The 23930-nt window shown below is 47.1% G+C and carries 25 protein-coding genes and 1 pseudogene; 13 read left to right on the top strand and 13 right to left on the bottom strand.

The window, feature by feature from the left end; genetic code table 11:
• The first annotated feature begins 92 nt into the window (after nt 1-92).
• The 3 genes from ABRS97_RS25660 (at nt 93) to ABRS97_RS25650 (ending at nt 3138) form a co-directional block, all read left to right on the top strand.
• Nucleotides 93-1043 carry an ABC transporter permease gene (locus tag ABRS97_RS25660; RefSeq protein ID WP_367818716.1) on the top strand — a complete coding sequence of 317 codons (951 nt, stop codon included), beginning with the start codon at nt 93-95 and terminating at the stop codon, nt 1041-1043.
• Between the two features lie 49 nt (nt 1044-1092).
• The gene (locus ABRS97_RS25655; protein ID WP_367818714.1) at nt 1093-1968 is read left to right on the top strand and encodes a carbohydrate ABC transporter permease; all 876 of its coding nucleotides are present in this window, start codon (nt 1093-1095) and stop codon (nt 1966-1968) included.
• 66 nt (nt 1969-2034) lie between these two features.
• Nucleotides 2035-3138: a glycoside hydrolase family 88/105 protein gene (locus ABRS97_RS25650; protein ID WP_367818712.1), complete on the top strand. Its 1104-nt coding sequence runs from the start codon at nt 2035-2037 to the stop codon at nt 3136-3138.
• Nucleotides 3139-3318: 180 nt separating this feature from the next.
• Here the strand turns inward: ABRS97_RS25650 and ABRS97_RS25645 are convergent, their stop codons facing one another.
• Together ABRS97_RS25645 and ABRS97_RS25640 are read right to left on the bottom strand one after the other, a co-directional pair.
• Entirely contained in the window at nt 3319-3843 is a 525-nt protein-coding gene (locus ABRS97_RS25645) for a 5' nucleotidase, NT5C type (RefSeq protein WP_367818710.1), read from the bottom strand.
• A gap of 91 nt (nt 3844-3934) precedes the next feature.
• The gene (locus ABRS97_RS25640; RefSeq protein WP_367818708.1) at nt 3935-4657 is read right to left on the bottom strand and encodes a TetR/AcrR family transcriptional regulator C-terminal domain-containing protein; all 723 of its coding nucleotides are present in this window, start codon (nt 4655-4657) and stop codon (nt 3935-3937) included.
• Nucleotides 4658-4770: 113 nt separating this feature from the next.
• On the opposite strand from ABRS97_RS25640, the gene ABRS97_RS25635 reads away from it, so the two are divergent.
• Complete coding sequence (locus ABRS97_RS25635; protein ID WP_367818706.1) at nt 4771-5457, top strand: DUF6022 family protein; 687 nt, start codon at nt 4771-4773, stop codon at nt 5455-5457.
• A gap of 82 nt (nt 5458-5539) precedes the next feature.
• On the opposite strand, the pseudogene ABRS97_RS25630 reads toward ABRS97_RS25635, so the two are convergent.
• The 3 genes and pseudogenes from ABRS97_RS25630 to ABRS97_RS25620 all read right to left on the bottom strand — a co-directional run.
• Nucleotides 5540-5848, bottom strand: a pseudogene (locus tag ABRS97_RS25630) (NADPH-dependent FMN reductase); the annotation flags it as partial.
• Between the two features lie 77 nt (nt 5849-5925).
• Nucleotides 5926-6168 (bottom strand): ester cyclase, encoded by a 243-nt coding sequence (locus ABRS97_RS25625; protein ID WP_483312500.1) that lies wholly within the window; start codon nt 6166-6168, stop codon nt 5926-5928.
• A gap of 165 nt (nt 6169-6333) precedes the next feature.
• Nucleotides 6334-7164, bottom strand: coding sequence for a helix-turn-helix transcriptional regulator (locus ABRS97_RS25620; protein ID WP_367818703.1), 831 nt, complete (start codon nt 7162-7164; stop codon nt 6334-6336).
• 116 nt (nt 7165-7280) lie between these two features.
• Here ABRS97_RS25620 and ABRS97_RS25615 point away from each other — a divergent pair, with 116 nt between their 5' ends.
• On the top strand, nt 7281-8129 hold the full coding sequence (locus ABRS97_RS25615) for an NAD-dependent epimerase/dehydratase family protein (protein ID WP_367818702.1): 849 nt from the start codon (nt 7281-7283) through the stop codon (nt 8127-8129).
• Nucleotides 8130-8178: 49 nt separating this feature from the next.
• On the opposite strand, the gene ABRS97_RS25610 is transcribed toward ABRS97_RS25615, so the two are convergent.
• The gene (locus ABRS97_RS25610; RefSeq protein ID WP_367818699.1) at nt 8179-8787 is read right to left on the bottom strand and encodes an acyl-CoA-like ligand-binding transcription factor; all 609 of its coding nucleotides are present in this window, start codon (nt 8785-8787) and stop codon (nt 8179-8181) included.
• Between the two features lie 45 nt (nt 8788-8832).
• On the bottom strand, nt 8833-10347 hold the full coding sequence (locus ABRS97_RS25605) for an MDR family MFS transporter (RefSeq protein WP_367818697.1): 1515 nt from the start codon (nt 10345-10347) through the stop codon (nt 8833-8835).
• Between the two features lie 198 nt (nt 10348-10545).
• Here ABRS97_RS25605 and ABRS97_RS25600 point away from each other — a divergent pair, with 198 nt between their 5' ends.
• Both ABRS97_RS25600 and ABRS97_RS25595 read left to right on the top strand, forming a co-directional pair.
• Entirely contained in the window at nt 10546-11133 is a 588-nt protein-coding gene (locus ABRS97_RS25600; protein ID WP_367818696.1) for a GNAT family N-acetyltransferase, read from the top strand.
• A 26-nt stretch (nt 11134-11159) separates the two neighbouring features.
• On the top strand, nt 11160-11612 hold the full coding sequence (locus ABRS97_RS25595; protein WP_367818694.1) for a RidA family protein: 453 nt from the start codon (nt 11160-11162) through the stop codon (nt 11610-11612).
• A gap of 48 nt (nt 11613-11660) precedes the next feature.
• Here the strand turns inward: ABRS97_RS25595 and ABRS97_RS25590 are convergent, their stop codons facing one another.
• Complete coding sequence (locus tag ABRS97_RS25590; protein WP_367818692.1) at nt 11661-12017, bottom strand: DoxX family protein; 357 nt, start codon at nt 12015-12017, stop codon at nt 11661-11663.
• A gap of 40 nt (nt 12018-12057) precedes the next feature.
• Nucleotides 12058-12825, bottom strand: a complete 768-nt coding sequence (locus tag ABRS97_RS25585; RefSeq protein WP_367818690.1) for a DODA-type extradiol aromatic ring-opening family dioxygenase — start codon at nt 12823-12825, stop codon at nt 12058-12060.
• 164 nt (nt 12826-12989) lie between these two features.
• On the opposite strand from ABRS97_RS25585, the gene ABRS97_RS25580 reads away from it, so the two are divergent.
• The gene (locus tag ABRS97_RS25580; protein ID WP_367818688.1) at nt 12990-13316 is read left to right on the top strand and encodes a catDE operon transcriptional regulator CatR; all 327 of its coding nucleotides are present in this window, start codon (nt 12990-12992) and stop codon (nt 13314-13316) included.
• A gap of 265 nt (nt 13317-13581) precedes the next feature.
• Here ABRS97_RS25580 and ABRS97_RS25575 read toward each other — a convergent pair whose 3' ends face one another.
• The 3 genes from ABRS97_RS25575 to ABRS97_RS25565 all read right to left on the bottom strand — a co-directional run bounded on the left by ABRS97_RS25575 (nt 13582) and on the right by ABRS97_RS25565 (nt 15240).
• Nucleotides 13582-13962, bottom strand: coding sequence for an ArsR/SmtB family transcription factor (locus ABRS97_RS25575; RefSeq protein WP_367818777.1), 381 nt, complete (start codon nt 13960-13962; stop codon nt 13582-13584).
• Nucleotide 13963: 1 nt separating this feature from the next.
• A complete protein-coding gene (locus ABRS97_RS25570) occupies nt 13964-14386 on the bottom strand; it encodes an SRPBCC family protein (RefSeq protein ID WP_367818686.1) in 423 nt (140 codons plus the stop codon).
• 143 nt (nt 14387-14529) lie between these two features.
• On the bottom strand, nt 14530-15240 hold the full coding sequence (locus ABRS97_RS25565; RefSeq protein ID WP_367818684.1) for a metallophosphoesterase family protein: 711 nt from the start codon (nt 15238-15240) through the stop codon (nt 14530-14532).
• 420 nt (nt 15241-15660) lie between these two features.
• On the opposite strand from ABRS97_RS25565, the gene ABRS97_RS25560 reads away from it, so the two are divergent.
• The 4 genes from ABRS97_RS25560 (at nt 15661) to ABRS97_RS25545 (ending at nt 21216) form a co-directional block, all read left to right on the top strand.
• The gene (locus ABRS97_RS25560) at nt 15661-18336 is read left to right on the top strand and encodes a YhgE/Pip family protein (RefSeq protein ID WP_367818682.1); all 2676 of its coding nucleotides are present in this window, start codon (nt 15661-15663) and stop codon (nt 18334-18336) included.
• Between the two features lie 228 nt (nt 18337-18564).
• Nucleotides 18565-19239: a phosphatase PAP2 family protein gene (locus ABRS97_RS25555; protein WP_367818680.1), complete on the top strand. Its 675-nt coding sequence runs from the start codon at nt 18565-18567 to the stop codon at nt 19237-19239.
• Nucleotides 19236-20417 carry an MGDG synthase family glycosyltransferase gene (locus tag ABRS97_RS25550; protein ID WP_367818678.1) on the top strand — a complete coding sequence of 394 codons (1182 nt, stop codon included), beginning with the start codon at nt 19236-19238 and terminating at the stop codon, nt 20415-20417. Before ABRS97_RS25555 ends, ABRS97_RS25550 begins: the two co-directional genes overlap by 4 nt.
• A 58-nt stretch (nt 20418-20475) precedes the next feature.
• Entirely contained in the window at nt 20476-21216 is a 741-nt protein-coding gene (locus ABRS97_RS25545) for a polysaccharide deacetylase family protein (protein ID WP_367818676.1), read from the top strand.
• A gap of 193 nt (nt 21217-21409) precedes the next feature.
• Here the strand turns inward: ABRS97_RS25545 and ABRS97_RS25540 are convergent, their stop codons facing one another.
• Nucleotides 21410-22447: a LacI family DNA-binding transcriptional regulator gene (locus tag ABRS97_RS25540; protein ID WP_367818674.1), complete on the bottom strand. Its 1038-nt coding sequence runs from the start codon at nt 22445-22447 to the stop codon at nt 21410-21412.
• Between the two features lie 203 nt (nt 22448-22650).
• On the opposite strand from ABRS97_RS25540, the gene ABRS97_RS25535 reads away from it, so the two are divergent.
• Complete coding sequence (locus ABRS97_RS25535; protein WP_367818672.1) at nt 22651-23637, top strand: Gfo/Idh/MocA family protein; 987 nt, start codon at nt 22651-22653, stop codon at nt 23635-23637.
• Nucleotides 23638-23930: the final 293 nt, after the last annotated feature.

The following is a 23930-nucleotide window of genomic DNA, read 5'->3' as shown; positions in this document are numbered from 1 at the left end:
GCGGAGTCATACAGGTTGAAAAGGAGGAGAGGCTGCCCGTGCTACAGTGGCCTCTTCGATGTTATTTACGCTACCGGAGAGGAAGAAGTGCTATGCAGGAAGTGAACATTCAGCAACAAGCAATGCCCGCACGACGCAGCAGCGAACTCACGAGGCGTCTGTGGAGAAATAAATGGATCTATGTCATGCTGCTGCCAGGCATCCTATATTTTCTCATTTTCAAGTATATTCCGATGTATGGATTGATCATCTCGTTTCAGAACTATAAGCCTTTTAAAGGGATCAGCGGAAGCGAATGGGTGGGCTTCGAGCATTTCCACCGGTTATTCACTGAGCCGGACTTTTGGACGATACTCAGCAATACGCTGATATTGTTCGTCATGAATCTATTATTTTATTTCCCGATACCTATCCTATTAGCGCTCATGCTAAATGAAGTTCGTGTAGAACTTTTTAAGAAAGTGTTTCAATTGATCGTCTATCTGCCTCACTTTATGTCTTGGGTTATTATCGTTTCGATCACATTCGTTATGCTGACGATGGACGGCGGAATTATCAATGATATCATTGAGTATTTTGGGTTTGAGAAGATCAACTTCTTACTGAGTCCCGAATGGTTCAGACCTATTTATACTCTTCAAATTATTTGGAGAGAAGCGGGTTGGGGAACCATTATTTATCTGGCAGCCATTGCTTCCATCGATCCTCAGTTGTATGAGGCTGCTCGTATGGACGGTGCTGGACGGCTTAGACAAATTTGGCATATCACATTGCCGGCCATTCGCAGTGTGATCATTGTATTGTTAATTTTGAAAATCGGCCATGTTCTCGAACTCGGTTTCGAACAAGTCTACCTGCTGCTAAACGCTATGAACCGTAATGTTGCTGAGATCATTGATACTTTTGTATATACGGCGGGGCTAAAACAAGGCCAATTCAGTTACAGTGCCGCGATTGGATTCTTCAAATCGTTTATCGGACTCATTCTTGTCATGATTGTAAACAGAATTGCCAAGAAGATGGGCGAAGAGGGCGTTTACTAATTAGCTGAGATGCAAGCCACATTCGCAACCATCTAGGGAGGTATAGACAATGGTAGATGACAGAACGATCGGCGGCAGAATGTTTGCCATCATCAATTATGTGTTATTAACCATCATTGGTTTAGTTACAATAATCCCCTTTGTGCACGTTGTAGCAGGTTCGTTTACGACGAATGCAGAAATGGCGGCCAAGAAGTTCGTGCTCATTCCAACGGATTGGAGCCTTGATGCTTATCGGTTTATTTTCTCGACAAATACGATTTTCAAAGCGATGGGCGTATCGGTAGGAACGACGCTATTCGGCACCATATTCAGTATGTTTGTTACGACTTTGATGGCCTATGGACTGGCCCGCAGGGATGTAGACGGAAGAAAGGTTATCAACTTCCTGATTGTGTTTACGATGTTGTTTAACGGCGGACTGATTCCGACATTTCTGGTTGTGAAAGAACTGGGCTTGATCGACACCTATGCGGCACTGATTCTTCCTACAGCGGTTAATGCATTCAACTTGATTATTTTGAAAAGCTTCTTCCAGAACATTCCGGACGGACTGGAAGAGTCGGCCAAAATCGACGGCTGCAGCGACTTCGGCATCTTGTTCCGAATCGTTCTGCCCTTATCGATGCCGGCCATCGCAACAATCTCCTTATTCTATGCGGTAACCTATTGGAACACGTATATTAACGCCATTTTCTACATCAATGACAGCTCGTTGTGGCCGATTCAGGTTCTGCTCAGACAAATTGTCGTGCTTGCCAGCGGGATGGACTCCAGTTCGGCATTCGATAGTACGACACCGCCACCGGCGCAAGCAGTTAAAATGGCCGTTATCGTTGTCGCGACTTTGCCGATCTTGCTTGTGTATCCGTTCCTGCAGAAGCATTTTGCCAAGGGTGCCATGGTTGGATCCATTAAGGGGTAAGCACGAGGGGGCCGGACGATGCCCATTAATTCGCAAACCATATAGCAAGTTGAAAGGGGAAACTGTATGACGAATTGTTTAGAACGAACACCTATCGAGTGGGCAAAAGCAGCCTGCGATTCCATTATCAGCACCTATACGCCACAGGAGCTTCCGCCGGCCAGCCGCTGGCATTATCACCAAGGGGTATTTCTCTGCGGGGTCGAAATGGTCACGGACGTGCAGCCGGATCGCCGATTTGATGCGTACATTCAAGAGTATGTAGACAACTTAATCGATGAGAATGGCAATTTCTTCTTTGCCCGGGATGAGCTGGACGCGATTCAGGCGGGACTGCTGCTGTTCCGTCTGGAGCAGCGCACGGGAAACAGCAAATACCGCGTCGCTGCGGATAAGCTGCGCAACCTGTTCAAGACATTGAATCTGACCTCGGAGGGAGGATTCTGGCACAAAGATAAATACGCGAACCAGATGTGGCTTGACGGCTTGTACATGGGCGGCGTGTTCGCGTTGAAATATGTGAACGCTTATGGCGATACCAGCTTGAGATGGAATGTGCTTCACCAGGAGAGGCTGATGCGCAAGTATATGAAAGATGACAAGACGGGGCTGTTCTACCATGCTTGGGATGAAAACCGCAAGATGCCTTGGGCGCATGCCGAAACCGGCTGCTCACCGGAATTCTGGGCCCGGTCCCTTGGTTGGTACGGCTTAGCTGTGTCGCAGTTCCTTGACGAGCTGCCGGCGGAAGAAGCTGGGCGTGAAGAGCTCGTCAGCTCGCTGCACGATTTCATTCACGCTTTGATCCGCTATCAGGATGCGGAGAGCGGACTCTGGTATCAGGTTGTCGATAAAGGACACCTAAAGGATAACTGGCTGGAGACTTCAGGCACGTGTTTGTTCGTCTATACGATTGCCAGAGCGATTGAGCAAGGCGTCGTTGGCCCTGAATGCACGGAAGCCGCACGGAAAGGCTATGAAGGTTTAATTAGAACGCTGCAATTCGATGAACAGGAGCGCGTCATTTTGCCGGACATTTGCATCGGGACATCGGCCGGGGACTATGAGAATTATGTGACGCGTCCAACGAGTAAAAACGATCTGCATGGTATCGGCGCTTTCATCATGGCGTGCGTGGCTATGCAAGCGATTATCCATAGAGAATCCTAAGGAGCGAAACGATAACCGATGGCCATCTACGGCATCCAGAAATACGGCGCTATCGGCGATGGCGGAAGCTAGAATTCCTTCTTTGTAATCAGCTTTAGTTCGTGACAATAGGCTTTTTCCGCTGAAACCGTTAAGGTGGGGCGGAAGAAGCCTGTTTTCGTATTCATAAAGTTAGAGGAATCATACCCTGAAATAATCCCTTACCTCTAACCAGTTATTCACTCTAACGTAGCCTGTTTCATTCATATTGTGTGGGGAGGTAAACAAAATGCCTTGCCCCGCAAACCGTTGGAAGTGCCTGGAATTATCGTCAATGAGATAATCGGCATGGATAATGCTTTTATCCCCGCAAAAAACAAAATTCATTTCATTCAGAAAACCAAAATATTCTTGCAGCCATTCATATTTTGCGGTGAAGGAAGAGGGAAACTCCATGGCTGCGGTTGTAATGAAAATTTCAAAGCGTTCACTTAGTTCCTGTATGACTTCCTGACTGTTTGCCATTACATCCAGGTCGCGAAAAAATGTGGGGTCGTTCAAATAACTTAGAATTTCATTTTTTAAATGAGGCCGCAATTCTCTAAGGCGTGTCCCCTTCAAGTCCTCCAGTGACAAATTTTCATTGAAATCACGATTAAACACTCGCAAGTGTTTCGTATTAAAATCGGCTACAACCTCGTCCATATCAATGGCAATTCTTTTCATGCGTACAGCCTCCTTTAAGCGAATTTCACTCTATTATACACCCTTTTCCAATTTCCGGTTGCTCGTAACCTGATCTGGAAATGCGATGGCGCTAAGCATGCCCGCTTGCGAGCTTGGTAGCAAACCCCGCGAGCAGCACATCCAGCCCAAAAGAGAACTCTTCCTCCCAATTCACAGAAGTCGTATAAGCGGCTAGGCGGATAAAGTGGGGATATCGCTCCTTAGGCAACGCCTCGATCTCCTTGTGTCTTGTCTCCGGTTTTTCTTGTTTGCTTTCTGCTTCCGCAAGCTTCGCGCGATCCCGCAATCGGCATTCTTCCTCAACAAAGCCATAGATGAAGTTCTTAAGCATGGATGCAAGCCAAGGCACTTGGTCATCCTTAAATCCGGCTTCGGCAAGCGCGCGAAACAAATATTCGATATGAGCCAGACGGTTAGGGCTGGCCGCATGCGTCGCATTCATGATGTGCACGGCGTCCGGGTATTGAAGCAGACTTTGGCGGAAACTCAGCGACCATAGTCTCAATTGCAGATTCCATTCCAGAGCGGTATCGGGAAAATCAACCTTGGTGCTGATCTCTTCTGCCAAGAGATGAAGCAGCTGATCTTTATCTTTCACGTGGTAGTACAAAGATGCGGCTTTCACGCCTAGGGAGTCGGCGATTTTGCGCATGCTGATGCCATTCAAGCCTTCGGCTTTCAGCAGTTCCAGCATGATTCCGACAATGCGGTCGCGATCGAGGGGCGTGTGGAGCGTCTCATCCGGAATCGTATCCTTATCCGTCGTTAAGGGATAAATTCGTCTTCTTGCCATATCAGGTCACCTTCCGTTGTCTCTCTTGACAAGTATATCACAAACGATTAATCTAACGATATTAAATTATAATTTATCACTGTTAAATTAATGGTTAGAAGGAGTGTATAATTATGCAAAAGACCTCAATTGAATCCATCGCCCGTACTGCCGGGGATGTACTTTCACATGCTTGGAAAGCAGTCTACGACGAAAGGAAGGATGAACTGACAGAGATGTTCATCAAGTTCGGTGGTCGTGCCTATGGCGCGTGGATTCAACAATTTATGGCGCCAGTCGCCGAGCGGCTTGCTGCTGACGGATTTCTGATCAGAGGCGGATTCAACCGCAACGATTCTATGGAGAACTGGGGACCGCCTGAAGAACGGGAACGCTGTGTATGGTATGTTGTGAAATCAGCGGAAAGCGGGGAGGCGCTTGGTACGTTGGTCCTGCAGGTGTATCATTCGCACCGCTCATTCTTCATGCCAAGAGCACCACGGCTGCTGCCGATCGAGGTCACGGACCGGGAAGCTATTATCGCTGCACTTTCGGATGCATCAACCCGAATTCGCTGGGATTTAAAGGAGGAGCGAATGCCTCAGCCGGAATTTCCGGGTCAGAGATACGAGTACGCGACAGATACTTCAATCGGAGATGGGCTTAAGCCCGCAGCGGACGGTCAGCTATATAGCTGGAATTTGGACGATGCGCTGGGCCATTGGGGCCGGTATGGATGGGAACTCGTATCCGTCGTTCCAACGGGTGACAAAGTGATTGCGTATTTCAGACGTCCTTTGACGGAATCATTCGCCCGGTAACTACAACGGACCGCCTCCAATTAAGAGGCGGTCCGTTGATCATATTTTTCACCAGAATATTAATCTTATGACCATGATTGCACTACTTGCGTAGTTTTTGAAGCGCTCCGCTCCATGTAATCACTTGATCCAGCATGAGATTCAGATTACTGAGATGTAAGTCAGCTGACTTAAATGTTGTGTAATTCTCAAAATCAGTAAAGATGGATAGGGTCGGAGGGACTTTCACATCAGCGACTAGCAACTCTCCCAATATTCCTCTTAAATGTTCGGCAGCCCGGGCCCCGCCAGTGGACCCATAACTGCTAATCTCGGCAGCTTTGTTATTCCATTCCTCACGTGCTAAATCTAGTGCATTTTTTAATGCACCTGTGATGCTGTGGTTATACTCTGTGGACTTACCCGTCCTGGTCTTGTGCTTCCCAATACAAATCCAATTTTCAACATATGAATGCCTCCTCGATATGATTAATTCGCTTTAATTTGTCTCCACATTGTAGCCATATCAATCCAACCGCGATGCTCGGCAATTTTACCCTCAACGACGCGATATTGACGATACAGCGTGACATCAATTGAGTTGCCCGAAGGTGAGTTTCCCAAAAACATGTTTGTATGCGTACCTTTCACAACCATTCTTACTAGTACCTTTTCCCCCTGGGCTATGATCTCTTCCACGGTGTAAAGCTTGTCAGGAAATGCCTCTAGTATTTTGCTGTTCAGTCGTTTTCATCATAAACATCTCCTTTGTTTTCACTACAATGACGGAGCGCGCTGAGGAAGTGTGACCGATTGGCAAAAAAACAGGCCGCCGCAAATGATTTGCAGCAGCCTGTTTATGTTCTTTAATGCCATCAAAGTTTGTTGTTGCTTGCTTCACTCCATAATGCCCAGTATTCCGTTCAACTGTGCAGTGGTTGCCGGTGAGGCGGTATATATCATGATCTTTAGCTCCGGATGAGTCGACGGATGTAAAATCACATGCTCAAACTCCATCTCCCCTATACGAGGGTCATTCCAACGCTTGTGGCAGTCGGCGACGGTCTCGACGTCATGCCGCGGCCATATCTCGCGGAACAGCTCGCTGATCTCCATAAATTCCTCTATTAGTTCCTTAAACCTCAAGTCATTATGGAAGTGTGCGAAATCCGCGCGAAATCGCGCAATCATGACCTGCGCTTTGGCTTCCCAATCGCTATTGTTAGCTTGTAGGGAGGGATCCGTCAAAAAACGCTTGATCCAATTAGGGCGTTGCCGCATTTCAGCTGAGAAAGCAGGGAGTTGAAAAACGATCTCCGCCGCTCGGTTCCAAATCATTAGATCCCAACTTCTTCCCAGGATGAAAGCAGGATTGGGATCAAGAGCCCTTACCGTACGCTCCAAACCATTACTCAATTCGTGGCTCTCTTCTTTTTCCTCTTCTGGCGGTTTAGCCAACTGATGGAGATGGCGGCATTCGTCAACGGTCAAGCGCAGCGCTTTTGACAAACTATTTAATACATCCTCCGATGGATTAACATCTCGCCCTTGTTCCAAAGAGGTGTACCAAGATGCGCCGATATGGGCAAGTTGGGCCACTTCTTCGCGCCGAAGCCCTGGCGTCCGACGCCGGCCGTATGAGGGCAAACCTACTTCCTCGGGAGTAAGGCGCTCTCGACGTGCCCGCAAAAATTCACCCAATCTCATACTGGAAGAAGCTACTTCCATACACGATTCCCCTTATCCTGACACTGCCAGTCATACGATAACCGCAGGAAGGCAGTAGATTCGATATTCTGTAATAATGCAAGTATAGCACCAACAAAACAGAGGAGGAAATGAAAATGAATATTTTTGTAAGTGGAGCAACAGGAAAAGTAGGAAGCCGATTCGTACCCTATTTGCTGCAGCGTGGACATAACGTAAAAGTTTTAGTTCGAGATGCTGCGAAGGCGCAGATGTATCAACAACAGGGTGTCGAAGTATGCGAAGGCGATCTTTTGCAGGAGGAGAGATTGGTTAATGAGCTGCGAGGCATTGATGTTGTGGTGCATCTTGCGGCACAATTCCGTGGCGTAGATGAAGCGGCTGCGAAAAGGGCGAACATCGATGGCAGTATGGCTTTAGCCAGAGCTGCCCTAAAGGCAGATGTCCCGAGGTTCGTGTTTGCTAGTACGAATTTAGTGTACGGTTCAGGGAATGCACCAAGACCGAGCCGTGAAGATGATGAGTTACGACCAATCTTCCTGTATCCTCAGACCAAAGTAGCCGCAGAAGAAGCGCTGCTCCAACTTCACAATGAGCAAGGATTGGGGCTGCGCATTGTACGTTTTGCATTTGTTTACGGGGATCGCGATCCCCATATTACAGAATTTCTCCCTATGATGCGTACATGGAACCCAGCCAAACGGCTCCATATGGTACATCATGCAGACGTAAGCCAGTCGCTGCTTCTTGCTGCTTCCACGCCGGGTATTGATGGCAGAATTTATAATGTTGCCGATGACGCACCCATTTCTGTTGCGGAGCTGTTTCAGCATCATGGTTTTACAGGCCAAGAATCAGCAGAAATCGAGCAGCAGGCATTCAATCCTTGGGACATGATCGTGGATACGACTCGCATAAGAGCCGAGTTGAATTATCGTCCGATCTTCCCCTCGTTCTATACGGCAAGAGACGCCGGCGCGTTGTGATAAGCCCAAAACACCCCAAGCATTTTGGGGTGTTTTGGCGTAGAATGCCTTATTCTGCAAGCGGTCCCGATTCCAAATGGGACAGGGCCTCATCGATTGTCTCAATGAAGTCCGCTTCCGGATGATTGACGCAATAGAGATGAACGGCCATCATCACGCCAAGAATGGAGCCGGCGAACGTGAGCACCTCGAAGTCGTCCCGCGGGCGGCCCAGGCGGTCTGCGACAGCCTCTGCTATATATGTGATCGATTCATTCATCTGAATTAGAGAGGCGGCGCGCAATTCTGGAACGGATAAGATGAGATTCATCCGTTCGTGAAGGGTAACCTTTCCCTCTGGGGTAATCCTTGCAAAGCCCGAGCGTATTGCCGCTCGCAATGCTTGAATTGGTGACAGATGGGGAAGTTGCTTCTGGAATTCATAAACAAGGATCGGATCATACTCGTCCTCAAGCACCAAGGCCTCCTTGGTGGGGAAGTATCGAAAAAACGTGCTTAGCGATATTTCGCTGGCCTCCGCAATCTGCTCGATCGTCGTGGCATGATAACCCTGCTCGCGGAATAGGCGCAATGCCTGCTGCTGCAAGGTAATGCGGGTTTTCCATTTCTTCTTCTCGCGAAGCCCCATCTTTGTCGTTTCCGTTTTTTCGGTCGGCATGGTTGTGTCACCTCATCTGTAATTTAATTGAAATGTTCCCGATTCTCAAGCATTCGAGCTCATTTCCTCTTTTTCCTTGTCTGACGATACGGAAAGCACTTCTCTTTTCAGGAAGAAGCAAATGACAATGACGGCAATGGCAAACCCGAAAGAAATCCAGTATAGATGCTGAAAAGAGTCCGAGAAGACCGTTTTTATCCCTTCGACTAACTGCGCGTCGAGCCCTTTGGGAATTCCGCCTTGGGCGGCAGTGCTGAGGCTGTCGTTGCCAGCAGGCATCGTGCTCGCTAGCTTGCCAATTCCTGCTGTGATCTGAGACGCGAGCAAGCTGCCGAAGACACTGACTCCGATCGTCAACCCGAATGATTGGAACAAAGTGACTGACGTCAGGGCGATGCCGCTGTTTTCCTTGGTGACCGATTCTTGAACGATCAGGTTGTTGTTAAACAAGACTCCGAAGCCTAGGCCCAGGATGATGAAGTAGCCGCAGATTTCAATAATACGGGTGTTGGCATGGAGTCCGGTCATCAAATAGAATCCAATGGCAGGCAGCAGCATCGACACGATGAATATAGTCCGATAAGATACTTTGGTCATTAACCGCCCGGACACAACACTGGAAAGTATAGCCCCGACCATAAGCGGTAAGGTGAGATATCCGGACGCGATAGGCGATAGACCAAGCACGTTTTGGGCGAAGAACGGGAACGAGGCGAAGGATCCCATAATCCCTATCACCAACGTGAATACGATTAAGGATAGTACGACGAACGTACGATTTTTAAAGAGGTGCAGCGGCAGTATCGGTTCCTTTGCCTTCTTTTCGACGGCCAGAAACAAGCCGAGCAGTACTGCGCCGAGCGCCCATAAACCTGTTATAGTTGGCGAACCCCATGCATAACCTTCGGTTTCATGAAGTACTGGCGTAATCAGTAGTGAAATGATCGAGCCGACGAGCAAGAAGGCCCCTGCCCAGTCGATGCTCGCTTCCTTGTTGCCTTTGGACTCCACTAATCCTGCCGAAAGCACAATAGCAGCGACGACTCCGACCGGGATGTTGACCCAGAAAATCCAGTGCCATGAAATATGCTGCGTCAAATATCCTCCAACCAACGGCCCTAACAGCTGGGGAATAAACATGACAGCTCCGAAAATTCCTTGGGTCTTGGCGCGCTCCTCAACAGTAAACGTATCCCCGAAAATAACCATGGCAAGCGGCATCAGCCCTCCAGCGCCAATTCCCTGAATGCCGCGTCCCGATAGCAGTACAGGCATCGATGTCGCGAACCCGCTAATGATTGATCCCATAATGAACAAGCTCATGCTAAGGATATAAATCCGCTTGCGTCCGTACAGATCCGCGAGTTTACCCAGTATAGGCATGAAGGACGTCATCGTCAGCATGTAAATTCCTGCTACCCAACCATACAGCGCCAATCCGTCCAAATCCCGAATGATAGTAGGCATGGCGGTGCTGACAACCGTTTCATCGAGCTCGGAGAAAATAATTCCGATAATCAAACCAGTTACAATAAGAGCCTTGTTGTTTTTTCTTGTCAAAGTCGAAACCTCCTTCTACATGTCGTGCGTATAGTGGAAGTGTATATAAAATGAAAGTAACTGTCAATTTACACTTTATTTCATTATTTGACTGCAATGGTTGCTCGATAGGACCCCCCTTGTAATTTTTTTCTTACGCCTGATTGTCACATTGATCGAGGTATGCTAAATTATGGAAAATAGAAAGAGGTGACAGCGATGAGATTATCGGATCCGAACCCGATCACCCTCTCTTTTCCAGAAGCGTTCGAAACCGAGCGACTGCTCATCCGTGCGCCTTTGTACGGTGACGGAACAGTGGTGAATGGCGCCATTCGCGAAAGCTTGGACGAGCTTCGGCCTTGGATGCCATGGGCCAGATCTGTGCCAACGCTCGAGGAATCCGAGATCAATGTGAGAAAAGGGAGGCTGAGCTTCCTGGAGAGATCTGACTTGCGTCTTCACTTGTATCATAAAGAATCGGGCGAATTCATCGGCTCCAGCGGCCTTCATCGCATGAATTGGCAGTCGCGCAAATTCGAGATCGGGTATTGGGTGAGGACTTCCTGGGGAGGTCAAGGGTTCATGACGGAGGCTGTTTCCGGCATTACCGATTTTGCAAGGAGGGAACTTCAAGCGAACCGGCTGGAAATCCGTTGCGACGCTGCAAACAAGCGTAGCGCTAAAGTGGCTGAACGCCTGGGGTTTACGTTAGAAGGCATTTTACGAAGCGAGAACTGTGATATGACTGGCGAATTGCGGGATACCATGGTATTCGCGAAGGTCAGGGGCATTGAATTTCAATAAATGGGCGTTATAAGGGAGGAACTGGCATGTCTGAACAATCCATTGAAGCTAGATTAACGCAGCTAGGTATCGTATTGCCGAAGGCGAGCGAGCCAGCAGCGAAATATGCAAATTACGTGATTTCGAACGGACTGCTTTTCGTTTCCGGGAAAGGGCCTTCCGGGGAACCGAAAGGCAAATTGGGACAGAAGTATACAACCGAAGAAGGCTATCAGTTTGCTAGGCTCGCCGGTATCGAGGTGCTTGCCGTATTGAAGGATGCACTGGGGAGCCTGGATCTGGTAAAGCGTGTGGTGAAAGCCCAAGGGTACGTGAACGCGGATCCGACGTACGAAGAGCATCATAAAGTGTTGAATGGATTTTCGGACTTGATGCTGGAGGTTTTCGGCGAAAAGGGCCTTCATGCCCGCTCCGTATTGGGAGCCGTTTCGCTCAGAAACAATCTTCCCGTCGTCATTGATTCGATTTTCGAAGTATAAAAAAAGCTCCTTCACTGTCACCTAGGGCGATAGCGGAAGGAGCTTTTTTCATACGCGTTTAGCGCGGCCTATTGCAACAATCAGAGCGAGTACAAGAAGTATGAGCGGCATCGTGGCTATGCCCATACCTTGACCAGACTTCAGATGGGTCAAGACGGCACCTGCCATCGTGATGACAATTATAACAGCTGAATAGAAGGCGATGCGCGGCTTCTTGAAGCCTACGATAAGTCCAATGGCTGCAAGCAATTCAATGACACCAACAACATACATGAAGCCTGTTCCATAACCGTAAGTTTCCGTGAAAGCCTGTACTTGCATGGCATTTCCTGAAAGCTTCATAAAACTAAACATTAGATAACCTAAAGCTAATACACCTTGTAGAATACGAACGATCCATTTCAATGAATAAGCACCCCTTATAATAAATGATTGAAAAAAAGAATTAAAAAGAAACGGAAAGATAGCTTAGCGAGCCGACTTCGTAGCTGCGATGAATCACTTGGGGTTGGCGCTGTGGATCTCCGCTGCCCATAGCAATATAGAGCGGCACGAAGTGCTCTGGTCTTGGCACTGCCATGCGTGCATGAGGAGCTTGTGTGTCATAGTGGAAAAGCGCGTCGAGATGCTGCTTCTCCATATTCTCCACAAGCCAATCATCGAAGGCTACAGCCCATGCTTCGGGCTCAGTAGCGTTCCAATTAATTGCGCGCAAATTGTGAACGGTGGCGCCACTGCCGATAATGAGGATATCCGCTTGATCGAGGCCGCGCAGCGCTTCGCCAATCCGGTACTGCTCCGCAGGAGATAAGTATGGATGCACCGAAACTTGAACAACAGGGCAGGCGGGAGTAGGGAACATCCGGGATAGAGGTACCCAGGAACCATGATCCAGACCTCTTTGCGTGTCAAGGTTGGCTGCAATCCCTTTAGCCTGGAAGCGGTCGGCTAGTGCGCTTGCAAGCTCGGTTGAGCCTTTGGCCGGATATTGAATTTGGTACAATTCCTTCGGAAATCCGCCGAAATCATAGATGGTTTCGTACACGTCATCCGTGGAAGAAATCGTGAGCACTTCGGTCTCCCAGTGTGCGGTGAAAATCACAATGGCTTTAGGCGCCAGCTTGTTGCCATAGGCAAGCAGAAAATCGGTACAAGGGGTTTGCTGAATGGCCATCATAGGTGAACCATGGCCGACGAATATCGGTGAAATCATTGCAATCACTCCTTATAGTTTTGTTACTTTGGATTACTAAGTTACTTAATGTAACTGAGTATATATTGAATACTAAGTTTCGTCAAGTAATTCATTTACTTTGTGTAACATTGTTTTTATTTGTAATCTTACGTATAATAAGAGAATATATTGAGGTGATGAACATGGAACAACCGCAAATGTGTCCTCGCTTTGAGAAAGCTGTAGAAATTCTAAGCAAACGCTGGACTGCGCTCATCGTGTTTCAATTGCTTTCGGGTCCGCAGCGTTTTGTGCAAATTGACCACGCCCTTCCAAATTTAAGTGGCAAGGTTTTGTCAGAGCGTTTGAAGGAACTGGAGCTAGAGGGGATTGTTAAGAGGGTAGTATTCCCTGAGAGTCCGGTTCGTATCGAATATTCGTTATCAGATAAAGGGCGAGCATTAGCTCCTATTTTTGGCGAAATCTCCAAATGGTCCTCGGAGTGGCTCCCACATCCGGAAAACGTATAAAATAGGCCATCTTCCTTGTAGGAAATACAGGGGGGATGGCCTTTTCTTTGATTCTGCGACTTTAGTCGAGCATACAACTATGCCGGAGATCAGCTGAGTTTCGGTCCCGCGGCTGTTTCCTTGTCGCTTTGGTGCCAGTAATTCTTATACTGCGGAAAACGGCTGCCATTGCTAGGAGTTATTAAAATAAAGATAGCCAGGGAATGGTGACGCCTATCCCTGGCTATCCTTTTCTAATTCGTATCATCGATGCTTTGCTATTCCTTTATTCCTTCGTCTTCGGATCAACCAGTTCCAGCCCGGCAAACGGGCTATGGCCAACAGGTTCATCCGCTTCAACCAATCGTTTGAGCACGCTCAATTTATTCTCCCAGTACCGCTCATAATAGGAGAGCCAACGCTTCAGCTCCATAAGCGGTTCCGCTTCCAGCCGATAACGGGTTTCCCGCCCGACTTTGCGCTCCTTGACCAGCCCGGCATCCGCCAGAATCCGCAGGTGCTTGGAGACCGCGGTGCGGCTCATCGGGAAATGCCCGCTGATAACGGTGACGGGAAGCTCCTCTTCGCCGAGCAATTGCAGCACTTGCCGGCGCGTTGGGTCGGCGATCGCCTGAAAGACATCATGCTTTTGCGAGGGAGCAGCCATCCTAGGACTCGACGTAAGCGCTGAGTTTTTGGACGAGGCCGACCCAGCCTTGCGACATATTTTCGCGTACTGCTGTGTGAGGTTGTCCGAATTCAGTAACGGTGTCGGCATCCCAGCCGCCGTGGATGAGCGTGAATTCCGTTTTGCCCGACAGATCGGCCAGTTCGAAAGTCAACGTCCAATCCTTGCCCCACTTGAAACTGAGCCGATGAGGAGGGTCAATTTCCGTAACCTTACAGGGAGATTTGCCGAAGGGGCCTGCTTCAAGATGAAATTCATAGCCAACTTCGGGCTTGAAATCGTTCGGCATAAACCACGCAGCAATGCCCTCGGATGTAGCCACAGCGTCCCATACCTTTGTAATCGGTGCGTTAAATACTAGCGTCTGCCGAATATCCGGCAGTGTGTTTATTTGATTTCCCATAGTGGTGTCCTCCAGTGATAGGTTGATGTATAGACTAAGCTCATAAAGCGAAACCAAAAGGTTTCATAAAAGAGTATACGAAACCAAAAAGTTTCGTGTCAAGCTCAGGTTGTAGATTTTAGGAAGCGGGATGGAGTCGGCCGTTATTGGACTGAATACACGATTCGGCTCGGTAATTCGAGGCAGTTTAATTGACCTCCATAGACAGCGCCGCCATCAATGCCGATAATCCGATTTTTGCCGAAAAACACATCGCAATTGTCCGGGTCATCATGCAAGCTGTCTGTCGTAGTATGACCGAAAACAACGATTTTATCGCCTTGGTATCCGTCATGAAATTCATCCCTAATCCACATAAGGATATGAGGATCTGTCTTGTCAAGGGCAGTTGCAGGATGAACTCCCGCATGAACGAAAATGTATGCCTCTGTTTCAATATAATGGTCCAGACTAAGAATGAAAGCTAGATGCTTCTCTAACGATTCCGACTTCAGTTGAGGCTTTCTGAAAGTCCCTGTGTGATCATTTTCCAAAAAATCGCCCGTGGCGAAACCATAGCTGTCTAATGTCAGATCGCCGCCGTTGATATACACCCAACGATTCCATGCTCTTTCATCATGGGTTGTTAATGCTTGGATCATCATATCTTCATGATTGCCTTTAAGCACAAGCGCTCCGGCTTCTTTCAGCTGCATGACTTTGTCGAGCACGCCTCTCGCATCGGGGCCGCGATCGATATAATCTCCCAATAAAATGAGCTGATCTTGTTCCGGATTATAGCCAGCCTTCGTTAATAAGGCTTCAAATTTTTCAAGTTCTCCATGAATATCGCTTATTACCAGCGTTCTGTTCATAAGTCCCCCCTGTATTCGATGTCGGGAATCAACAATCATTATATGCTATTTTTTGGGGGAATGATCATAGGAAATAATCGAGAGCAGCGAATTGGCGGCGGCTTGTTCACTCTCGGCAGAGCGAATCCACCGTATGCGAATTAGGTGGCAACTTTTCTGCGTTCACCTTCTCTCATCCCGCCCTGCTCCCTCCCTCTTTTTACCCCAACCCCCTCCATCTATCCACATCCTTATCCACAGTATCAACATGTCCACAAACAAGGCTGTGAATAACGTTCCGGCGCCCTTATACACATATCCACAAAATCACTTATCCACATGTGTGCATTTTTTAAATGGACAGCAGATGATTTCTTTTGTATGGTAAACAAGACGCAAGGTTACATTAACTACCAAATGGACAGAACGGGTGATTGGGGAATGAAGAGGATTTTTGGTATTTATAAAACGGATCTTATGAACTTGTGGAAGGTGCCCACAGGTCTTTTGCTCATGATTGCGCTGGCGATTTTGCCATCCGTATACGCTTGGATTAATTTAGAGGCGATGTGGGATCCCTATTCGAATACATCCGGCATTAAAATTGCAGTAACAAGCAACGACCGAGGCGCGAAGATCGAAGATAAAGCAATCAACATCGGAACTGAAGTTGTGGATAATTTGAAGGATAATCATACGCTAGGCTGGACGTTTGTGGATGAACAGACTGCGCTTCGCGGCGTCGAACACGGGGACTACTACGCGAGCCTGATCATTCCTGCGGACTTCTCGGAGAAAATTACGAGCATTGTCAACGGCACCATGGAAAAGCCGGAAATTCTCTACACGGTAAATGAGAAAATTAACGCGGTTGCACCGAAAATTACAAGTAAAGGCGCATCAAGCGTAACCGCTCAAATCAGCGAAAATTTCGTTAAAACCGTGAGTTCTTCGATTCTGACCCGCATGAAGGAAATCGGCATTGATTTTGAGAAGGAACTGCCTACGATTCGTAATATGGAAAATAAAATTTTCGAGCTGGAGAAACGGCTCCCGGATATTGAAAGCATGGGCGACAAAGCTCTGGAGATCGAGCAGAAGCTGCCCGAAATCAAGGAAAAAGGCCAAAAAATTATCGAGCTTGAGCAGAAAATTCCCGAAATTAATCGCGCGGGCGATACGATTTTGAAAATTGAAGAGCGCTGGCCGAAGATTGAGGCTGTAGCGCAAGAGGTGCTCGTCATTCAGCAGAAGCTGCCTGAGATTCAACGGGCTGCCGATCGCATCAAAGAGCTGGACGAAAACTTCGACAAGGTCGAAGCGGCTTTGAATACGGCTATCGATACCGCCCGTAAAGCCGACGAGGTCGTAAGCGCAGCCCTGAACGCTTTGCCGAAAGTGGAGGCGATTGCCGAACAAGGCGGTGCTTTTGCGGATCAGTTAGATGCCTTCCTGCAAAACAATGATGCGGCTTTTCAAGCCTTGATTCCTATAATCAAGCAAAATCTGATTTTGCTGCAGCAGACGGCAGACGCGGCAACTCAATTGACGCAAATGCTCCAGGATGCGAATCTGGATCCGCAAAAAGCGTTAACGGCATTGGGACTGCTCTCGGATCGGCTGACTACAGCTGTAGCGGTCATAGACAGAACGATTGATTTGTTCACCCGTCTTAACACGTATTTGCCGAACAGTGCCCTAAGCGATACCATCAGCAGGTTGACAGCTGTCAAAACGAATTTTAATCATCAAATTCAAACGATCAACAAGATTCAAACCGCAATAAAAAATGGCGAGCAACCGGCCAAAACTCTTGTGGATAACTTGAATACCCTATCCAAGGAGGCTAGCGGTGCAATTGGGGATATCTTATCCCGTTATGATTCGGAGATTGTTCCCAATCTCACCAAGGCGCTGAACCAAATCAAATCCGTTGCGCAAAATTCGGCCAGCGTGCTGAAAACGCTCAAGGATCAACTGCCGAATATCAAAGGGATTTTACAGGATGCGCAATCAGGCATTCATTTTGCCCAGACGCAGCTGGACGCTTTGCAGAAGGATTTACCGCAAATCCGCGCCAAAGTGCACGAAGCTTCCACGACCATTCAATCGAAAATGGATGAATTTACGAAAGGCATCAATGAAGTTGCGCCGTATGTACGCAATGATTTGCCCAAAGTCGAACAGAAGGTGCATGATGCGGCGAATTTTGTTCGCAATGATCTTCCTGCCGCTGAGGATGAAATCCGTAAGGTTTCGGATCTATACCAAACGAAATTTCCGGATGTGGAAAATGCGGTGCATCTGGCTGCCAATCTGGTTCGCAGCGATCTCCCTGCATTCGAGGCCGCCGTTCGTAAAGCGGCGGATCAGATACGGCGAGTCGAAGGCGGGGGCAGTATCGAGGAAGTGCTTAAGCTGCTTCAGAATGATATTCAGAAGCAAAGCGATTTTCTCGCTAATCCGGTTCTGATCAAAGAGGATAGGAAATTCCCGATTCCCAACTACGGGTCAGCCATGTCACCGTTTTACACAACTCTATCCCTGTGGGTAGGCGCCATGCTGCTCGTTTCGCTCATGAGAGTGGATGTGGATAACTCTGACGGTTTGTACAAGAGCTATCATATCTACTTTGGCCGGATGCTAATTTTCCTGACGGTAGGATTTTTCCAGGCGTTAATCGTTACATTTGGGGATATGTTTCTGTTAGGTACGTACGTTGTGGATAAAATATGGTTTGTTCTGTTCGCCCTACTTATCAGTAAAGTGTTCATCTCTATTACTTACACGCTAGTCTCCGTGTTTGGCAACATCGGGAAGGGGATTGCGATCATCTTCCTTGTTCTTCAGTTCTCAAGTTCTGGAGGCACGTTCCCGGTTAGTACGGCGTCTCCTTTTTTTCAAAAACTGAATCCATTTGTGCCGTTCACCTACGCGGTTGGGCTCATGCGTGAAGCGGTGGGAGGCATGCTATGGGAAGTCGTTCTGAAGGATATTGTATTCCTTTGCGTCTTCATCGCCATTTGCTACGTAGTTGCTCTTGCGTTGAAAAAACCGCTCAGCGGCTACACCAAACGGGTGGCGGAGAAAGCGAAGAAAACCAAGCTAATTTCATAATGAAACGTGCTGCGGCAGTTAGCTTGCGCCCTTTTAGGTGCAGGCTTCCTGCTTCTTTTTTTGGGCAAAATAGTACATAGCCGTAAGCTTAGTCATATGACTTTACTTAGCCTTAGGTCTAGGTTTTGTTCCGACTTTTGGCTAAAGAAAGACAGTACCAAAGTGCGTTTTTCAAGTTTCCATTCTCTTCTATGATAATAGTAAGGATAAGGAGAGCGAGGAGTTCGTGTGAGAATAGAGTCATTAAAGTCATATCTATTGGCTTGTTGCGCTTTGTTGTCCATCCCGGCGGTTGGCCTCATTTATGTGTACTTGAATCGGGCGGGAGAGGCTTACTACAGCTTGGCAACTGATTTTGATCGGCAAATTCCCTTTCTAAAAATATTTGTAATCCCATATATATCCTGGTACTTATTTTTATTTGCGGGATTCATGTACTTGGCCTATAAAGATCGCCGTATATATTACAAAGCACTGCTGCAGTTCATCGTTGGTTTACTGCTTTGTTATGGCGTTTATGCGGTTTATCAAACCTATGTGCCGCGCCCTGAGGTTGTCGGAGACGATTTGCTGTCGGGCATGATGCGGATGGTATATCAGTCGGATCAACCATTTAATTGTTTTCCCAGCACGCATGTGTTGACTTCCTATTTAATGATGAGAGCTTATCTGAATGCAGTGTCCGTCCCGCGTGTTTATAAAGCGGTAGTCACGGTTATGGCTTTGCTCATCATTCTATCCACCCAATTCGTTAAGCAGCATGTACTCATGGATATCGTGGGTGCGGTGTTAGTGGCAGAGGGTGTTATTTACGCAGTGGCGCGAATTCGCAAAGGGTCTATGGTCAAACCGCTGCAAGCAAATATTCGGAACGGCCATATGGAAAGGGGTTTAGAAAGATGATGCGTAGAGAGAAAATTTTGATTTTGACCGGTGCGTTGGGTGATGGCCATAACAAAGCGGCGCAGGCTATTTTGGAAGCTGCTCGCTTCTATCGTCCGGATGTCGAAGTGAAGGTGGTTGACTTTCTGGAGTGGACGCATCCCTATCTGCACTCGGTGGGCAAGTATTGCTATATGCAGTGGGTGAAAAGCCTGCCGTCTGTCTATGGCTATTTATACCGAAAAACACGGGATGACAACACGTTTTCCCATATGTTCAAACGCATGAAATCATTCAGTACGGAGCGTATGCTTGAGCTTCTTCACGACTATCGGCCGACCGAGGTTGTGAGTACATTCCCGGGAGCCGCGGCCGCGATGTCTTATTTGAAAAGCAATGGATTGACGACGGTGCCGACCGTTACGGTCATGACAGATTATACAGATCACAGCTACTGGATTCATCCTTATACGGATCGCTATCTCGTAGGTGCTGAGCATGTCAAGAAAGCGCTGCTTCGCTACCGTATTCCCGAATATCGCATTGTCGTGACGGGGATCCCCATCCGATTGCCTTTCACGCAGACGTATGATCGTTCGAAGCTTCGGGCCAAACACCAGCTTCATTCTACGATGCCGACAGTTCTCGTCATGGGAGGCGGGCATGGCTTGATCGGCAAACAGTTCAAATCTGTGCTTTTGTCGGATGATTTGGCTTCCCCGGTGCAGTTTATTTTCGTCTGCGGCCGCAATGAGAAGCTGAAATTAAAGCTTGAAGAGGAATTTGGCGGCGCCAAAACACGCCATAAGGTCGTGATCACCGGTTTCGTGGATCATATTCATGAGCTGATGGCGCTTTCTGATTTGATCGTGACCAAGCCAGGCGGTTTGACGGTATCAGAGGCACTGGCTTTAGAGCTGCCCATGATGCTGTATAAACCAATTCCCGGTCAAGAACAGGACAATGCTGCTTATTTGGTCGGAGTAGGTGCAGCGATTGAAGCCAGGAATGCCACAGAGTTAAAAAGCCAACTGCAAGAAGTCATCGAGAACCGTTCTTTATTATCCCAGTTGAAAAGAAATGCCAAATCTAATCAATTGAAAGAAGGGGCGTTTCATACATTAACTGCCATCCTGGAGACAAAATACCATCACAGAGCTGCACTAGAAGGATTGCAAGTAACATATGCTAATGTATGATCCATTCGACTGCTGAAGGACCGTTATTGAAGCAGTAAATGGAGGAAGGAGGATGCTCATGAGACAATTGGCATTCACGATTATTACAATTAGCATTGCTTATACAATAATACCTTGGATTGTTACACGTTTGCTCGGCATTGGCGTCTTCCGTAAGGGGGCAGAGGGTAATGAAATTGCCATAACATTCGACGATGGTCCGAATCCGGAATATACGCCTCAGCTATTGGATATGTTAAAGCGGCATAACGTCAAAGCTACTTTCTTCGTACTGGGTGTAAGAGCTCAGCAATATCCCGAACTGATTTTGCGTATGCATCAAGAGGGTCACCAAATTGGTTTGCACAATTACTCCCATAAATCCAACTGGTTTATGCTGCCTTGGACCGTGCGCAAACAAGTCGAGAGCTCCGCAGCGCAGATTGAATCGATTATTGGGGAGCATCCTAGCTATTATCGCCCGCCATGGGGTGTATTTAATATTTTTGATTTGCTATTGAAAAAGCACTATACCTTCGTCTTATGGTCGCTCATGGCCAAAGATTGGCGCAGCCGTATTGGCAAGTCAAGCTTGAAATCGACGCTGCTTCGTGAAATTACTGGCGGCTCCGTCGTGTTGCTTCATGATTGCGGAAAAACGTTGGGCGCCGATGAGGATGCTCCAGTTTACATGCTGCGTGCGCTAGAAGATGTGCTTTTGGATCTGCGTCGGAGGCATATTCGATGTGTCCGGATCGATGAAATGGTTCAAACTGCGGCTAATGCGAATCGAGAGGAGCAACTCTCCATTCGATCATAAGCCTTTCTCCCTCTTTTTGGGTCTGAAATCAGACCGGTTTTATCAAAAATGGCAGGTTTGATTCTAGTCAAGTGAATCGTCAAATGTGAATCGAGTAACTAAAAGGCATGAACTTGTATGTAAATAGCGATTATTACTTTACAAAAAATAGATGTCAAATATACGAAAAGGCACGTAATGAGAAAACCTCATTTCATGCTTTTTTTGTTGGTGTTAAGGGAATGGCTGCGCTTGACTCTCGTTCAATAAGCTGCCCGTAGATCGAGAGTTTCGAAGGAATTAAGTGCATTCCCCCTTGATCGATCTTGCGGATCAGGTAGTCTACTGCCTCGATACCAAGCTGTTCGCGCTGTACTTGGATTGTCGTTAGACGAGGCGAGATCATGCTAGCCGCTTCGATATCATCAAAGCCGACAACAGAAACTGCCTCAGGAACTTGGCGGCCTTGTGAATTGAGCATTTGAATGATCCTAATCGCGATCCGATCATTTGCACAAAACCAAGCCGTCGGGGTAGAATCGATAGCGTTCAGATCATCTATCGCTGGCTTGTTGAGGATGCAGTGATTTTTTTCAATTTGCAGGCTTGCGGCATTCATAGCGTTTTGGTATCCGTACCAGCGCTCTTTGAATTTTTTGGACGAGTCGATATCGCCAATAAAGCCTATGCTCCGGTGGCCGTTGTCGATTAGGTGAGAAACAAGGCGGTAGGCACCTTCTGCATTTGCCGTAACTACAGCATCAAGTTGTAAGCTATCATAATCGTTGTCGACTGCTACAAGAGGAATTCCAAGACTTTGCAGTTTTTTGGCATAGTGAAGCCCGAACTCGCCGACGATCAATATACCGTGAAACGTCAGCTCATGATATAAATCCGGCAATACGAGCTGATCTGCCATATCGGGCGTGATGCTGCAGACGATTGCGTTATATCCGTTTTCAGCAGCTCTTTTTTCAATAGCCCAAAAAATTTCATAATAAAAAGGATTGTCATTCTGAATGAATGACGGGAGTAAAATCACCAAATTATTGCGTTTCTTGTTTTTTGGTTCGGTGCGGTATTGCAATTGTTCGGCTGTCTCAAAGATACGCGACCGCAATTCGTCGCTTACCCCTGGCTTGTGATTAAGAGCAAGAGAAACGGCATTTTTGGAAATACCCAATTTATCGGCAATATCCTGCATGGAAGATTTCGTGGTGATGACGATCAGCCCCTTGAAATAAATGTGCATGTTGTTATATATTTTAGTATCGCAATCAAAATAAGTAAAGTTACAAATAGTGAATAATTAACTTTACAAATAGGTTGTTGTAAATTTAATCCAAATGACTAATTTGAATACCATTATTAAATCGAGCATAACTACAATCTTGATTTGTTGTCTCTACTTAATGATATACTTAAATAACAAAATTCGAAGCATAAGGAGTAACTATGATACGGTTTGGAATTATCGGTACGAATTGGATTACTGAGGAATTTATCCACTCTGCGCGGGAAACGGGCGAGTTCTTATTAACAGCGGTTTACTCCCGAACTGAAGATAAGGGACGCGAATTTGCGCATAAGTTTGATATCCCGCATGTGTTTACTGATATGGAAGCATTCGTGAAGAGCGAAGAATTTGATGCAGTTTATATTGCTACTCCTAATTCCTTTCATTCTGAGCAGGCTGTTCGGTGCATGAATCATGGCAAGCATGTACTTTGCGAGAAGCCTGCAGCCTCCAACACCTCTGAGCTTGATGCTATGATTGCCGCCGCTAATCGGAACAAAGTCGTTTTCATGGAGGCTCTGAAGTCGACGCTGCTTCCTAATTTTGAAGCTATACGAGAGAATCTGCATAAATTAGGGGAAATACGCCGATACTTTGCAAGCTATTGTCAATATTCATCGCGCTATGATGCCTACAAACAGGGAACCGTGCTGAATGCCTTCAATCCTATTTACTCAAATGGCTCTCTCATGGATCTCGGTATCTATTGCATTTATCCAATGGCTGTGCTGTTCGGCAAGCCTGAGCAGGTTCAAGCGAATGGCGTTCTGCTGAAATCGGGAATTGATGGAGAGGGAAGCCTCCTTCTGCGCTATAAAGAGATGGATGCGGTAATCATGCACTCCAAAATAACGAGTTCTTACCTTCCATCAGAAATTCATGGCGAGAACGCGACAATGATCATCGATAAAATCAATCAACCCGAGCAGGTACATATTCGCTACCGTAATGGAGAGGTTGAGGAGTTGACGCGAACACAATCCAGTAGAACGATGGTATATGAAGCTGCCGAATTTATTAGACTAATCAAGTGCGGACAATTAGAATCCACAATAAACTCTCATGCCAACTCCAAAATAGTAATAGAAATTATGGACGAGGCACGGAAGCAAATGGGATTAGAATTTCCCGCAGATAGAATCTAAAAGAGATGTGGAATAGAACCTGAGGCTTCTGCTTGCATTGCCCAAATATCTATGCTATATTATGACTCCTGTCCTAAACGGGCAGCACGAGAAACACTTTTGTACGGTCTGCATGTGTTGAGTATCTTCACGAATGGATCGAAAAAAAAACTTGAAAAAAAGTACTTGCAAAAGATTTTCTGACATGGTATATTACATCTCGCTGCTCCGGTAACACGGCAGTGAACGAAAGAAATTGTTCTTTGAAAACTGAACAACGAGTGAAGAAGCACGAACGAGCAATCGTTCAAAAA

The sequence above is a fragment of the Paenibacillus tabacirhizosphaerae genome, assembly GCF_040812395.1.
In the GTDB taxonomy this organism is placed as follows: Bacteria; Bacillota; Bacilli; order Paenibacillales; family NBRC-103111; genus Paenibacillus_E.
This window is presented reverse-complemented; position numbering and strand designations above follow the sequence as displayed.